Annotated in this window: 9 protein-coding genes; all 9 read left to right on the top strand. The window is 41.8% G+C overall.

Annotation, left to right across the window (positions count from 1 at the left end; all coding sequences use genetic code 11):
* Positions 1–31 precede the first annotated feature (31 nt).
* The 9 genes from NSQ50_RS21785 to NSQ50_RS21745 all read left to right on the top strand — a co-directional run bounded on the left by NSQ50_RS21785 (position 32) and on the right by NSQ50_RS21745 (position 14,330).
* Complete coding sequence (locus NSQ50_RS21785) at positions 32–1,498, top strand: ABC transporter substrate-binding protein (protein WP_036682927.1); 1,467 nt, start codon at positions 32–34, stop codon at positions 1,496–1,498.
* A 405-nt stretch (positions 1,499–1,903) separates the two neighbouring features.
* On the top strand, positions 1,904–4,525 hold the full coding sequence (adhE, locus tag NSQ50_RS21780; RefSeq protein WP_038572553.1) for a bifunctional acetaldehyde-CoA/alcohol dehydrogenase: 2,622 nt from the start codon (positions 1,904–1,906) through the stop codon (positions 4,523–4,525).
* A gap of 252 nt (positions 4,526–4,777) precedes the next feature.
* Entirely contained in the window at positions 4,778–7,039 is a 2,262-nt protein-coding gene (gene pflB, locus NSQ50_RS21775; protein ID WP_076218917.1) for a formate C-acetyltransferase, read from the top strand.
* A 215-nt stretch (positions 7,040–7,254) separates the two neighbouring features.
* Positions 7,255–7,992 (top strand): pyruvate formate-lyase-activating protein, encoded by a 738-nt coding sequence (gene pflA / locus NSQ50_RS21770; protein ID WP_036682920.1) that lies wholly within the window; start codon positions 7,255–7,257, stop codon positions 7,990–7,992.
* Between the two features lie 437 nt (positions 7,993–8,429).
* Positions 8,430–9,836: an extracellular solute-binding protein gene (locus NSQ50_RS21765; protein WP_036682919.1), complete on the top strand. Its 1,407-nt coding sequence runs from the start codon at positions 8,430–8,432 to the stop codon at positions 9,834–9,836.
* 128 nt (positions 9,837–9,964) lie between these two features.
* Positions 9,965–10,849: a carbohydrate ABC transporter permease gene (locus NSQ50_RS21760; protein WP_036682917.1), complete on the top strand. Its 885-nt coding sequence runs from the start codon at positions 9,965–9,967 to the stop codon at positions 10,847–10,849.
* Positions 10,849–11,679 (top strand): carbohydrate ABC transporter permease, encoded by an 831-nt coding sequence (locus tag NSQ50_RS21755; protein WP_036682912.1) that lies wholly within the window; start codon positions 10,849–10,851, stop codon positions 11,677–11,679. Before NSQ50_RS21760 ends, NSQ50_RS21755 begins: the two co-directional genes overlap by 1 nt.
* 28 nt (positions 11,680–11,707) lie before the next feature.
* On the top strand, positions 11,708–13,561 hold the full coding sequence (locus NSQ50_RS21750) for a cache domain-containing sensor histidine kinase (protein WP_036682911.1): 1,854 nt from the start codon (positions 11,708–11,710) through the stop codon (positions 13,559–13,561).
* A complete protein-coding gene (locus NSQ50_RS21745) occupies positions 13,539–14,330 on the top strand; it encodes a response regulator transcription factor (RefSeq protein ID WP_036682908.1) in 792 nt (263 codons plus the stop codon). Before NSQ50_RS21750 ends, NSQ50_RS21745 begins: the two co-directional genes overlap by 23 nt.
* Positions 14,331–14,580: the final 250 nt, after the last annotated feature.

Here is a 14,580-nt window from a genome sequence, read left to right as displayed (position 1 = left end):
AGATAACTATGAATTGAAAAGGGGAGTTTCAATGCGTAAGTACTCTAGCGTGCTACTAAGCCTCCTTGTGGCCGGATCGTTGTTAACCGCTTGCGGCGGTAATAACAATAACGGAAACACGACAGGAAACAAGGAAGGGGAAGCGACTACTGCGCCAACGAATGCTGCAACAGATAATGCTGGCAGTGCTACAGCAGCGCCAACTGATGATATCACACAAAGAAAAGTGACCATCAAAATTCACTATCCAACCCCTGACCTAACCGAAGTTAGAGCACAGGAAGATGACAAGATCAAACGTTTCCAAGAGGAATATCCGAATGTTGAAATCGTCAAAGACGATTGGCAGTACAATGTAAGTGAAATCGGCATCAAAATGGCAGCGAATGAAGCTCCAACCTTCTTTAACACCTACGCTACAGAAGCAAAATTCCTAGTTGAAAAAGGCTGGGTAGCTGACATTACGGATCTGTGGAATAAATACGAATTTAAGGATCAAATTAACCCGGTTCTCCAAAATCAATTTATCATTGACGGTAAAGTCTTCGGCGTAACTCAAAAGGGTTATGTAACAACCACAATGATCAACAAAAAAATGCTGGACGAAAAAGGTGTTGCTGTTCCACCTATGGATTGGACTTGGGATGATATGCTGAATACCGCCAAAGGCGTAGCTGATACCAAAAAAGGGATTTCCGGTATTGCTCCAATGGGTAAAGGGAATGAAGCAGGCTGGAACTGGACCAACTTCCTGTTCGAAGCTGGCGGTGAAATTCAGAAGATTGAAGGCGGTAAGGTTGTAGCTACTTTTAATTCTGAGGCTGGGATTAAAGCGCTGGATTTCTACAAGAAACTTAGATGGGAAGCAAACGCGATTCCTCAGGACTGGGCACTGGGCTGGGGTGATGCTGTAGGCGCATTCCAACAAAGTCGTACAGCAATGGTAATGGCTGGATCTGACGGTGTTATTGAGCAAGCGTTGAATCAGGGCGGTCTGAAACCAGAAGATGTACTTACGTATCCAATGCCTGCAATGGAAAAAGGCGGAAAACACACCGGGGTACTTGGTGGTGACTACCTTGTAATCAATCCAAATGCAACACCAGACGAGCAAGAAATGGCATTCCGTTATATTACATTTGATTACTTCTCCGATAAAGGTCTAGAAGCACTGGATGCGGTTCTGCAACAACGTACAACGGATGGTAAATACTTTATTCCGCCGCTCTTAGATTACTATTCTGCAGATTCTGACTTCGGCAAGAAAACGAAAGCTGTGTATGATAAATATACAAATGTATATCAGTACAGCCCTGATATTTTAGGTTTGCTGGACGGTAAACCGGAAGCGCAATACAATACACAGGACTACTACGCAACCATGTCCAATGTAATTCAAGAGCTGTTCTCCAAAAAAGGAACAGATTCCAAGACACAGCTTGAAGCTGCTGCCAAAACAGTGCAAGAGAAATTCTTCGACACAATTAAAGTAGAATAGCTAGGAAGAACAGAACCGGCTCCATAGGAGTCGGTTTTTTTATGTTTATATTATTGATATTTTTATAAATAAACACGACGGGGGGCATCCCACTATTTTTTAGAGACCAATGGAAAAATAGAGTGTCAACAAAATTAGGTTTGCTTTTTTAAAATATTTTTGCGAGCGGAAAGGTAGAAAATGGGTATCAGTTCTTGTCTTTTTAAACATAAACTTTAAATTTAAGAAATAATAAAGCATAAATAATGGTAAAAAAGCTATAATATGATCGAATGAAAGCGCTTTGAAAACAAATCAAAAAAACTTTATACTTTGTGAAAGATTTCACTATACAAGGTGGAAATGATGTGATAAGATAAATGTGTAGAGAAAAACAACCTAAAAATTGACAGGAGGACGAGGGAGATGGCAGTTAAGAACGAAGTCGCCGCCCAAGTTAAACAAACTACCGCTGAAGAGTATATTCAGACTTTAGTGGATAAAGCGAAAAAAGCACATGAGGCATTCATGGCGCTGGATCAAGAGCAAGTTGACACAATCGTTCATGCAATGGCGTTGGCTGGACTCGACAAACATATGTACCTCGCTAAATTGGCTGTAGAAGAAACTGGCCGCGGGGTTTACGAAGACAAAATTACTAAAAACATCTTCTCGACAGAATATATCTGGCACGGAATTAAATACGATAAAACAGTAGGCGTTATTGAAGACAATGCTTATGAAAGCTTCCAAAAAATTGCTGAGCCCGTCGGAATTGTAATGGGTATCACACCGGTAACCAACCCTACATCCACCACGATGTTTAAAGCGTTGATTTCGATTAAGACACGGAACCCTATTATATTCGGTTTCCACCCATCTGCGCAAGAGTGTAGTGCAGCAGCTGCTAGAATTCTTCATGATGCGGCTGTAAAAGCTGGCGCACCTGAGAATTGTATCCAATGGATTGAAATGCCAACGATGGACAAAACAAACGCTTTGATGAACAACCCTGACGTTGCACTTATTCTCGCAACAGGCGGTTCTGCAATGGTAAAAGCAGCTTATAGCTGTGGTAAACCAGCTCTTGGCGTAGGTCCTGGTAACGTACCTGCATTCATCGAAAAGAGCGCGGATATCGATCAAGCCGTAACGGACATCATTCTTTCCAAAACATTTGATAATGGTATGATCTGTGCTTCCGAGCAAGCTGTTATTATCGAAGAACCAATCTTTGATCAAGTGAAAAAGAAAATGATCGCTAATGGCTGCTACTTTGTTAACAAAGAAGAAGCTGCCAAACTTACTAGCGGCGCTATGAACGTTGATAAATGTGCGGTTAACCCAGCAATCGTTGGACAATCCGCAGTGAAAATTGCTGAAATGTGCGGCATTCAAGTTCCTGCCGGCACTAAGATTCTGGTAGCAGAACTTGAAGGTGTAGGCACTAAATATCCATTGTCCGCTGAAAAATTGAGTCCTGTGCTTGCTTGCTACAAAGTTAAAAACGCAGATCAAGGTATCGAACGCGCAGCACAAGTTGTTGAATTTGGTGGTATGGGCCATAGTTCGGCTATCCACTCCAACAACGAAGAAGTAATCATGAAGTTCTCCAACCGTCTGCAAACAGGACGTATTCTCGTTAACTCGCCTTCCACTCATGGTGCGATCGGCGATATCTATAACACTAACATCCCTTCGTTGACGCTGGGCTGCGGATCTTATGGTCGTAACTCCGTGTCGCAAAACGTTACAGCAATTAATTTGATCAACGTGAAAAGGGTGAATCGTCGTACCGTGAATATGCAATGGTTTAAAGTACCTGACAAGATCTATTTCGAAAAAGGCGCTACTCAGTACCTGACCAAAATGCCTGATATCACACGTGTCGCAATTATCACTGACCCAATGATGGTTAAGCTCGGATATGTTGAGAGAGTTGAACATTACCTGCGTCAACGCCAAACTCCTGTAGCGATCGAAGTGTTCTCGGAAGTTGAACCAGATCCATCGACAACTACAGTTGAAAAAGGTACAGCAATGATGAACAGATTCCAACCGGACTGCATCATCGCACTTGGTGGTGGTTCCCCAATGGATGCTGCAAAAGGAATGTGGTTATTCTATGAACATCCAGACGCAGACTTTAACGGTCTGAAACAAAAATTCATGGATATCCGTAAACGGGTTTACAAATTCCCTAAACTTGGAAATAAAGCTAAGTTTGTAGCGATTCCAACTACTTCGGGTACGGGTTCGGAAGTAACATCTTTCGCAGTTATTACCGATAAAACAACTGAACAACACACTAAATATCCATTGGCTGACTACGAGCTAACTCCAGACGTAGCTATCATTGATCCAGAGTTCGTATATAGCTTGCCAAAAACTGCTGTAGCTGATACAGGTATGGACGTATTGACACATGCCATCGAAGCTTATGTATCTGTTATGGCGAGTGACTACACTGATGGTCTGGCAATTAAAGCAATCCAATTGGTATTCCAATACCTTGAAAAATCGGCGCTTGAAGGCGACAGAGTTGCCCGTGAGAAAATGCATAACGCATCAACACTTGCTGGTATGGCCTTTGCTAATGCTTTCCTGGGTATTAACCACAGTTTGGCGCATAAATGGGGCGGTCAATATCACACTGCTCACGGTCGTACTAATGCGATCCTTATGCCACACGTTATTCGTTACAATGCTAAGAAACCTACGAAGTTCGCTTCGTTCCCTAAATATTCACACTTTGTAGCTGACGAGCGTTATGCAGAAATCGCCCGTATTCTGGGATTGCCAGCTCGCACAACTGAAGAAGGTGTAACTAGCCTGATCAATGCTATTCGCGATATGAACAAAAAACTGGGTATCGAAGAATCCTTCCAACAACTGGGCTTTGATCCTAAGGATTTTGAATCCCGTGTAGATTACTTGGCTGACCGTGCATTTGAAGATCAATGTACAACTGCCAATCCTAAGCTGCCACTGGTATCTGAACTTGCAGATGTATACCGTAATGCTTTCTACGGAAGATTTGATAATTAATATTTGGTTAAGTAGATAATAGGATGGTTGTGGACTAGATATAAGTGACAAATATCACCGGAAAGGTGATATTTGTCACAGTCTATTTATAGAAAATAAACTAAAATGTTTATATAAACAACGGTCCCATACATGGAACAATGATTGTGAATTTTCGAACAACCATATCTTTCTTGGGATCACGAGACACGGGATCAACCTTCAAGCCCGCGATCTCTACAAATATTATAAATATAGATGGAGGGATTTAGCATGTCGGTGATAGAAAAAGATGTACAAGAAGTGAAATCCGGTTGGAGAAGTTTTACAAAAGGTAAATGGTCCAGAAAAGTTGACGTTAACAACTTTATCGCAAGTAACATTAAGCCTTATGAAGGAAACGAAGAATTCCTCGTAGGACCTACTAGTAACACAACTGAACTATGGAAGATTATTTCCCAATTGAGCAAGGAAGAAAGAGAAAGAGGCGGCGTATGGGATGTTTCCCTAGATACTGTCTCCACAATCACTTCACATGCTCCAGGCTACATTGACAAAGACAAGGAACAAATTGTAGGCGTACAGACTGACGCTCCTTTCAAACGTTCCATCCAGCCATTTGGCGGGATCAAGATGATGGTTGATGCTACGAAAGCTTATGGCTTCGAGCTTCCACAAAACATCGTTGACATGTTTACGAACATTCGCAAAACGCATAACCAAGGCGTATTTGATGCATATACACCAGACATGAGAGCTGTGCGTAAATCCGGCGTAATTACAGGTCTTCCTGATGCTTACGGCCGCGGACGCATCATCGGCGACTACCGCCGCATTGCTCTGTACGGTATTGATTTCCTCATTAAAGACAAAAAACAACAACAAACTGAGCTTGAAGTTGATTCCATGACTGAAGATATTATTCGTTTGCGTGAAGAGCTGTCCGAGCAAATTCGTGCACTTGGCGAATTGAAAGAAATGGCAGCCGCTCATGGAATGGATATTTCCAGACCAGCGACCAACTTCAAAGAAGCTACTCAATGGGTATACTTCGGGTATCTTGCAGCAGTTAAAGAGCAAAATGGTGCAGCGATGTCCCTAGGCCGTGTGTCCTCTTTCTTGGACATCTATGCAGAACGCGATATTGCTGAAGGTACTTTGACTGAAGAACAAGTACAAGAAATCGTCGATCATTTCGTAATGAAACTGCGTATCGTGAAATTCTTGCGTACACCTGACTATAATGATCTGTTCTCCGGCGACCCAACATGGGTAACTGAATCCATCGGTGGTATGGCTGAAGACGGAACAACTCGTGTTACCAAGAACAGCTTCCGTTTCTTGAACACCCTGTACAACTTGGGTCCAGCTCCGGAACCAAACTTAACTGTACTATGGTCCGAAAAATTGCCTGAAGCCTTTAAAAAATATTGTGCTAAGGTTTCCATCGAAACTAGTGCAATTCAGTATGAAAATGACGATGTAATGCGTCCATACTGGGGTGAAGATTATGCGATTGCTTGCTGCGTATCTCCAATGCGCATCGGTAAACAAATGCAGTTCTTCGGCGCTCGTGCCAACCTGGCAAAAGCATTGCTGTATGCTATCAATGGTGGTGTAGACGAAAAATCCGGAGCGCAAGTTGGACCAGAATTCCCAGCGATCACTTCTGAATATCTGGATTATGACGAAGTAATGAAACGTTTCAAACCGATGATGGAGTGGTTGGCTAAGACTTATGTTAACACTTTGAACATCATTCACTATATGCATGACAAATATTCTTACGAACGTATCGAAATGGCGCTGCATGACCGTGACATTCTGCGTACGATGGCTTGTGGTATTGCTGGGCTGTCCGTTGCAGCTGACTCACTAAGCGCAATTAAATACGCCAAAGTAAAACCTATTCGTAACGAACAAGGTATTGCGATCGACTTCGAAACCGAAGGCGAATTCCCTTGCTACGGTAACAATGACGATGCTGTAGACAGCATCGCAGTAGAATTGGTTGAAACCTTCATGACTATGATCCGTAAAAACAAAACATATCGTGATTCTGTGCCGACTCAATCGGTACTGACCATTACTTCGAATGTAGTGTACGGTAAGAAGACAGGTACTACACCTGACGGACGTAAGAAAGGTGAACCTTTCGCACCGGGTGCTAACCCAATGCACGGACGTGACAAGAAAGGCGCCTTGGCTTCCCTGAACTCTGTAGCTAAACTGCCTTACTCCGATGCACAAGATGGTATCTCTAACACGTTCTCCATCGTACCTAAGGCACTTGGTAAAGACGAGGATTCCCGTAAGTCTAACCTGGTACACATGATGGATGGATACTTCCATAACAACGCTCAGCATTTGAATGTTAACGTATTTAACCGTGAACAGCTGATGGACGCTATGGAGCACCCAGAGAACTATCCACAATTGACTATTCGTGTATCCGGCTATGCAGTTAACTTCATCAAGCTGACTCGCGAACAACAAATGGACGTAATCAACCGTACATTCCACGGTTCGATGTAATTTGTTCCTGTCATGAAGATCTTTGAATTAGTACTACATTGAAATAATTGCAAGGAAGATACCGCCCTTGTCTCAAGGGCGGTAATATCTTGTTTGAGAATTGTTAAAATTTTAAATTTTATAGCCGCGATTTAGGGATATGACAGTCTCAAAGACAGGAAGCTTCATCGTTGAAAGAGGGCTTGTAGTCTGTCGTGGCGAAAGGATGACATCCTATGATTAAAGGTCGCATACACTCTTTGGAAACCTTTGGAACCGTTGATGGACCTGGTATTCGATTTGTCTTGTTTATGCAAGGCTGCTTGCTGAAATGTCAGTATTGCCATAACCCTGATACTTGGGCTTTAGATGAAGGTAAAGAAATGACTCTAGAAGAAGTGCTTTCGGAGATCGAGCCATATATAAACTACTATCGTTCATCCGGTGGCGGGTTAACTGTATCCGGTGGAGAACCAACCTTGCAGGCGCAATTTGTAAAGCAGTTATTCACGGAAGTGAAAAAACGTTGGAATCTGCATACCACATTAGATAGTAATGGCTACAACGAAGGTGACAAGATTAATGACTTATTGGACGTTACAGATTTGGTTATGCTTGATCTGAAGCATATTGATGAAGAAGCGCATATCAAGTTAACCGGTAAATCCAATGATCGAACTTTGAAGCTTGCACGCTGGCTCTCAGACCATAATCGTAAGATGTGGATCCGACATGTATATGTACCTGGTATTCATGATCGTGAAGAGGATCTCATTAACTTAGGTCGTTATATTGGAACCTTAAATGGCGTCGAGAAATTCGAAATCTTACCTTATCATCAGATGGGTATCTATAAATGGGAAATGCTCGGCAAAGCTTATGAACTGGATGGAGTACCTTCTCCAACAGAAGAAGAAGTGCAACGGGCATATCGCTTGGTAGAAGAAGGTCGTAAGCAAACGGCATTGGTATAATAGATATATATTTTTAAGAGAGACCGTACCCTCAGTGGTTGATCACTGAAGGTGCGGTTTTTTGTTATGAGGAAGTAAAAAGGGAGGGGATAAAGCTCCTCTGAGGGGGTAGTTTTATACTATTCCTAATAAAGACATGCTATAGTTACACGTGGTTAATGGGATGGATAATAAATGAATATGTCAGGTAATGTGACTATTTGGATGTTTTATTAAATGTTTCTAGAGTGAAAACAAAGTTTTGTGATGAGAAAAACAAATAAATTAAGCGATTTAACATTTTTGTGTTATGTAATATAACTTATAATGTAGTTGATTCCGCTTACATTAGAGATTTTTATCCCTATAGTGGATGAATCTTAACCTTACGATAATGAAGTCTGTTTTCTATAATAAGAAGTGTAAAGCACATCAATATATAGGGAGGGTCACAAGAAATGAAAAAAAGTATGACTTTGCTATTGTCCCTGATTTTCGTATCATCAGCTTTACTGACTGGTTGCGGAGGCAACAACAATGAGTCTTCTAACAAAGGAGATGGAAACGCTACCGCGACTAATTCAGCCGCTACAAATGCTCCTGCAACAGAAGAACCGGTAAATAACGAGCCATTTGAAATGACGATTCGTCACACTCAAATCGGTGCAGACAAGCAGAAACGTCTGGCTATTCTCGAAGAAGTAGTTAACAAGGTACAAGAGGATGTACCGGGTCTGACCTTTAAACTCGACGGGGTAGATTCAGATGTAAACCGTAAAGAAAAATTGCGTGGTGAAATGGCTGCGGGTAATCCGCCGGAAATCTTCGATCTGTTCGGTAGCCCTGACTCCAAGATCTATGCTAAAGAAGGTAAATTACTTGACCTGACTCCAATTCTTGAGGAACTTGGAATTAAGGATAAATTCTCAAATCTTGATCCTTTCACTTATGAAGGAAAAATCTATGGATTGCCTATCGGTGGTTCTGGTGAAGGCTTCTTCTATAACAAAGAATACTATACAAGCAAGGGCTGGAAGGCTCCAACAACGTTTGCCGAATTGGAACAACAATTGGCTGATATCAAGGCTGATGGAAAAGTACCTTTGGCTGGTGCATCCAAAGCTGGTTGGGTACCACTTATGTTAGCTAACCACTTGTGGTCACGTTATGCAGGTCCAGATGTAACTGCTAAATTTGCAACAGGCGAAGCTAAATGGTCTGATCCAAATGTAGTAAAAGGATTTGCGAAATACAAAGAATGGGTTGATAAAGGCTATTTCAAAAAAGGCGAACTTGGCTTTGAATATGCTGAATACACAACACAATTCACTAGTGGTGAAGCGATCCTGCTGTATGATGGTACTTGGAAATCCTCCGTATTTAAAACTGGCCAATCTGGCGAAGGTTTGATCGGTAAAGTTGGCTTCTTCAATATCCCAGCAGTTGAAGGCGGAGCAGGCGACCAAACTGCATTGATGCGCGATGTAAACAATGGTTATGGTTTCTCTGCATCTGCTGAGAAAGATCCACGTCAATTGGCTGCTGTGAAATCTTTTATTAAAAACTTATTTAATGAAGAAATGCAATTGCGTGGACTTGTTGAAGATGGTGTATTGCCAGCAATGAAGATTGACCAAAACGTATTGAATGAGAATATTACTGATGATCTGATGAGCGAAATCGTAGGTGTACTTAACAACTCACAATCTTCGTTCCCAGCATTTGACTCTCTTGTTCAAGCTGATGTAACTACAGAAATCAGTAACATTCAAATTCAAAAACTGATTGGCGATCAGACGACTCCTGAGAAAATGGGCGAAGCTTTGCAAAAGGTACAAGAAGAAGCAAACGCAGCAGTTGAATAAATAGCTGCAAACTGAATGTACCCTGGTGCTAAATCCAGGGTACATTTTTAAAATCAAAGAAAATATGTGTTTGCACTTGATCTGAAGCATTCACTATTCGCCAGATGTCAAAGCAACCGGAGGTAGTCATGAATAAAGCATTAAGAAATCCAGTGGTATTTTTCCTTTTCGTTCTTCCAGCATTGATATTGTTCACGATGTTTTTCATTTACCCCATTTTCAGTTCTATTTATTACAGTTTTACCAGTTGGAACGGTGTATCGGAGACGGTTAAATCAGCCGGATTAAGTAATTATGAGAAAGCATTAGGAGATGAACGATTCTGGATATCCGTTAAGAACAACGGTTGGTTTATTCTTTTCTCCGTATGTATCCAGGTACCGTTGATCGTATTCTTCTCGTTATTGATTTCTAATGTGAAGAAGTTAAAAGGCTTATATAAGACAGCAGTCTTTATGCCTTCCATTATGTCTACAGCAGTTATCGGTATTCTCTGGGGGTTTATCTATGAGCCCAACATTGGACTTTTTAATAAGCTCCTTAGTCTAGTAGGAATTAATCCTATTTACTGGCTGTCAGATGAGAGATTTGCAATGCTTTCTATTTTGTTGACGAATGCTTGGCAGTGGACTGGATTTTATATCGTTATGGTCCTAGCGGCGATTCTAGCTATTCCTGGTGAATTGGATGAAGCTGCAGCCATTGACGGCGCAACCGGATTTCAACGCGCTACCCGTATCACGCTCCCACTAATCGTACCGATCATCTCGGTTGTAATTATGCTATCCATTGCTGGAGCAATGAAAGCGGCGGATATTGTCATCGTTATGACTAAGGGGGGACCTGCAGGTTCAACCGATGTAATGGCAACATACATGATTAAATATGCGATCACGAACTTTAAGTATGGATACGGAAATGCCATCGCTGTCCTGATCTTTGCGTTTACACTGGTGGTTACAGTCCTTTATCAGCTGCTGATTGCACGTCGTACAGAAAGGATTGAATACTGATGCCACGCGCCCTGAAAAAGAGTCTGCCACATATTGCCCTTTTATTCTATTTGTTAGTGATCCTGTTTCCTTTCCTATTCGTATTATTCTCTTCTGTGAAAAAGGATAATAATGAGATTGCGCTTAATCCTTTTGGCATTCCAAAGGAATTCGTCTTCAATAACTACGTCGAAGCTTGGGTAAATGCCAAGATCAGTACTTACTTTTTCAACAGTTTGTACATTTCGATACTTGCTTCTGTAGTGTCCATTCTGCTTGCGTCTATGTTTGCTTTTGCGGTTACGCGGATGCGTCAGGGGAAATGGAATACTATTTTGTTCTCACTGGTTTTAGTAGGAATGCTCATTCCGAATAATGCTTTAATGCTGCCGATTTATACGATTGTACGTAAGTTAGGAATACTGAACACCCACTGGGCGTTGATCATTCCTTATATCGCCAATGCGATTCCATTTACCATAATTATTTTAGCAGCATTTATGCGAAATTTACCTAGAGAAATAGAAGAAGCTGCGGTCATGGATGGCTTGAAGGCACCGGGTATCTTTGCTAGAATTATTGTACCTCTAACGGTTCCGGCTATGGTTACTGTATTCATTGTTAATTTCCTGGGAAATTGGAACGAGTTCTTGCTAGCTAACTACTTCCTGTCGAATGACGAGCTGCGAACGCTTCCAGTAGGTATGGTCCAATTCCGTGATCAATACCAAATGAACTATGCACAAATGTCAGCCGGTATCGTCTTCAGCGTCCTGCCGGTAATTATCATTTATGCTATTCTGCAGGAGAAGATTATTGAAGGTGTAACAGCGGGCGGCGTAAAAGGATAACTTTATTCTCAGTCAGGAGCACTAGCCGATGAATTTGCGCTATAAATTATTTACGGCATTTTTGGGCCTGATTATCATTCCTTTATTTATTCTAGGCATGCTTATGTTTTTTGTGACTTATAATTCTATTGAGAAAAAGTACAGCCAGCAGTCGGAATACTCACTTAAAGCGATTAGCTACAGTATTTCTAATGTACTAAAAGATATGGATAACGTTACAGACAACGGAATTGCTACCTCGGTATTTCATATGGCCCTTAGTGCAGATGATCCTACCAATCAGGATTTGACTGATGCTGAGCAACTGAATCTGAATGCGAGCCAGCGCAATTTCCGTAGTCTGTTGTTTAATCATCCATCGATCAGTTATGCGTTTTTGTACAATTTTAACGGTAGAGGTAACTCTGAAATCGTGTCGCTTTTTAACAAGGAAAATTTCCGAACGCTACCCTATGATACATTCAAAAAAAGTGATCTGTACCAGGAAGTTATGGACTTGAATGGTGTGCCGAAATGGCTGGCTCCTCACGAGTATCCCGAGCTTACGGGTACTGAACCTGTGTTTACACAAATTCGCTTAGTGAAGGAATTGAGCTTCTTTCAGAACATAGGTATCCTAGTTGTGCAGATCAAGAATTGGGAGTTCGAATCCATATTTCGCAATCTAAAAATTGGGGATAGCAATCAGGATGTTTCCTTTATGCTTGTAAATGATGATGGAATGATTCTTTTTGACCCAGATCAAAAGCTGGATGGACAGGACTTCCAGTCTTTCGCGGATAAAGAGATTACCTTTAAAAAAGGGTTTCAGAGTTTCAAAACAGAGTACAACGGGGAGAAAAGCATTCTTTCCATGTATCACTTGAAGGACTATCCATGGAGTCTGGTATCTGTGACTTCTTGGAATACGTTGTCTCACGAAGTTACAGTATTTGCTCGCTGGTTCGTCGCTGTGATTTTCCTTTGCTTATTGGCAGCTGTGATCTTCAATTTATTTTTTATGAACCGGATTACCGGCGGCATCGCCGTCATTGTTCGTTTTATGCGCCGGGTTGAAGACGGAGATCTGACCACTAGGGTAGAAGTTAAAGGAAATGATGAGTTAACGCTGCTTGCTAAGGGATTTAATGATCTTATGGATAAAATTAATGGGTTATTTAACAGAATTCATGTGGAGCAGCGTCGCAAGAATCAAGCTGAGATGCGTGTTCTGCAGGCACAGATTAAACCACATTTTTTATTCAATACATTAGAATCAATCAATGTTCTCGCTATACAGAATGAAGGTAAAAAAGTTAGTGAGATGGTCTACAGGCTGGCCAGTATTTTGCGAATTAGCATTCAGGATCGGGAAGAGATTACGCTGGATGAAGAAGTTAAACATTTGCGCAATTATTTGGATATACAAAAATTCCGCTTTGAAGATTTGTTCGAATATGAGATCGATATTCCGAATGAATTGATGAGTTGCGGTATCCTTAAACTCACTTTACAACCGCTTGTAGAGAACAGCATTCAACATGGATTTGAGGGCATTGATTACAAAGGTCATGTTTCTGTGAAAGTTTGGGAGAAGCAGGGGGATTTGATTTTACGTATTGAAGATAATGGTATTGGTATTACACCGTCTCAGTTAGCTATTTTTCAATATATTGTGAATGATCCTGTGGAGCAAGAAGTTAAGGTTGAACGGGATAACCGGATGAATCTTGAACGCAGAGGTCTTGGTATTCGCAGTGTAGCAGATCGCATCCGCATTGAATACGGTGACAGGTACGGAATATTTATCTGTTCTAGTCCAGGTCATGGTACTATTATCCAATGTGTCATACCTAAATACGAGCAGGGGGAAGATCATTATGCTAAAAGTATTATTGGTTGATGACGAAGCCCCAATTCTGAATAATCTGAACAGGGTGTTGCCTTGGCAGGAGATGGGGATGGAGGTTGTCGGTATGGCGCGAAGTGGAATGGATGCTTTGCGTATTGCCGAGGAGAAACAGCCTGATCTTGTGTTATGTGACATCCGTATGCCAGTGATGGACGGGTTAACTTTTATCGGTAAGTTGCGGGAGATGGGATTGGATAGCGAGGTGCTGCTTCTTACCGGATATCAGGAGTTTGATTATGCACGGGAAGCGATTCGGCTAGGTGTTAAAGAGTATATTTGTAAGCCGATACATTATGAAGAGCTTGGCAATAAGGTACGGGAAATTGGGGCTAAGATCCGTAGTAAGCAGTTTAAGAATAAACTGTATAATAGCATTCCAATTTTTCAGGAAATCCCTGAAGGTGAAGATGATTCTGGCAAAAAAACACCGGATCAGCTGATGAACCAAGCAGCTAAGTACATCACAGAACATCTCCATTCTGATATTGGGATTGAGGAAGTGGCGAATAAGATCGGGATTAGTGGCAGTTATTTCTGTCTCTTATTTAAGAATCGTTTTGCTATGACTTTTGTGGAATACGTGACCCTACAACGAATTGAAGCTGCTAAGTTTATGCTAACTAACAGCGATAAGAGTATTACGATGATTGGCTCGGGAGTTGGTTATCAGGAGCGGCGTTATTTTACCAAGGTATTTCAGAAGCAGACGGGGATGTCGCCTAAGGAGTATCGCGACCGATGCCGGACCGAAGTGCAGTGAGGTCGGCGTCGCTCTGAGGAATGTTTGCTGCTGAGTGGTGAGGTTAGCGTCGCTCCAAGGAATGTTTGGACTTCCGGTCGCTGTTATCCTCAGATTTCTTGATTAGAAACCGCTATTAGCGGTTGAAATCCGAGGATAAAGGCGAACGCTACGCTCCTACAGTTCCAAACTTCCTTTCCGTTCCTTCTCCCTCACCCCACTTCGTAGTAGTATAGGGGCCGGCCCACACCTACGGATGTGGGCCTCTCTG

This window comes from Paenibacillus sp. FSL R10-2788 (assembly GCF_038003885.1).
Classification (GTDB): Bacteria; Bacillota; Bacilli; order Paenibacillales; family Paenibacillaceae; genus Paenibacillus_AQ; species Paenibacillus_AQ odorifer.
Note: the sequence above shows the minus strand (reverse complement) of the source record. Positions and strands in the feature narration are given on the sequence as shown.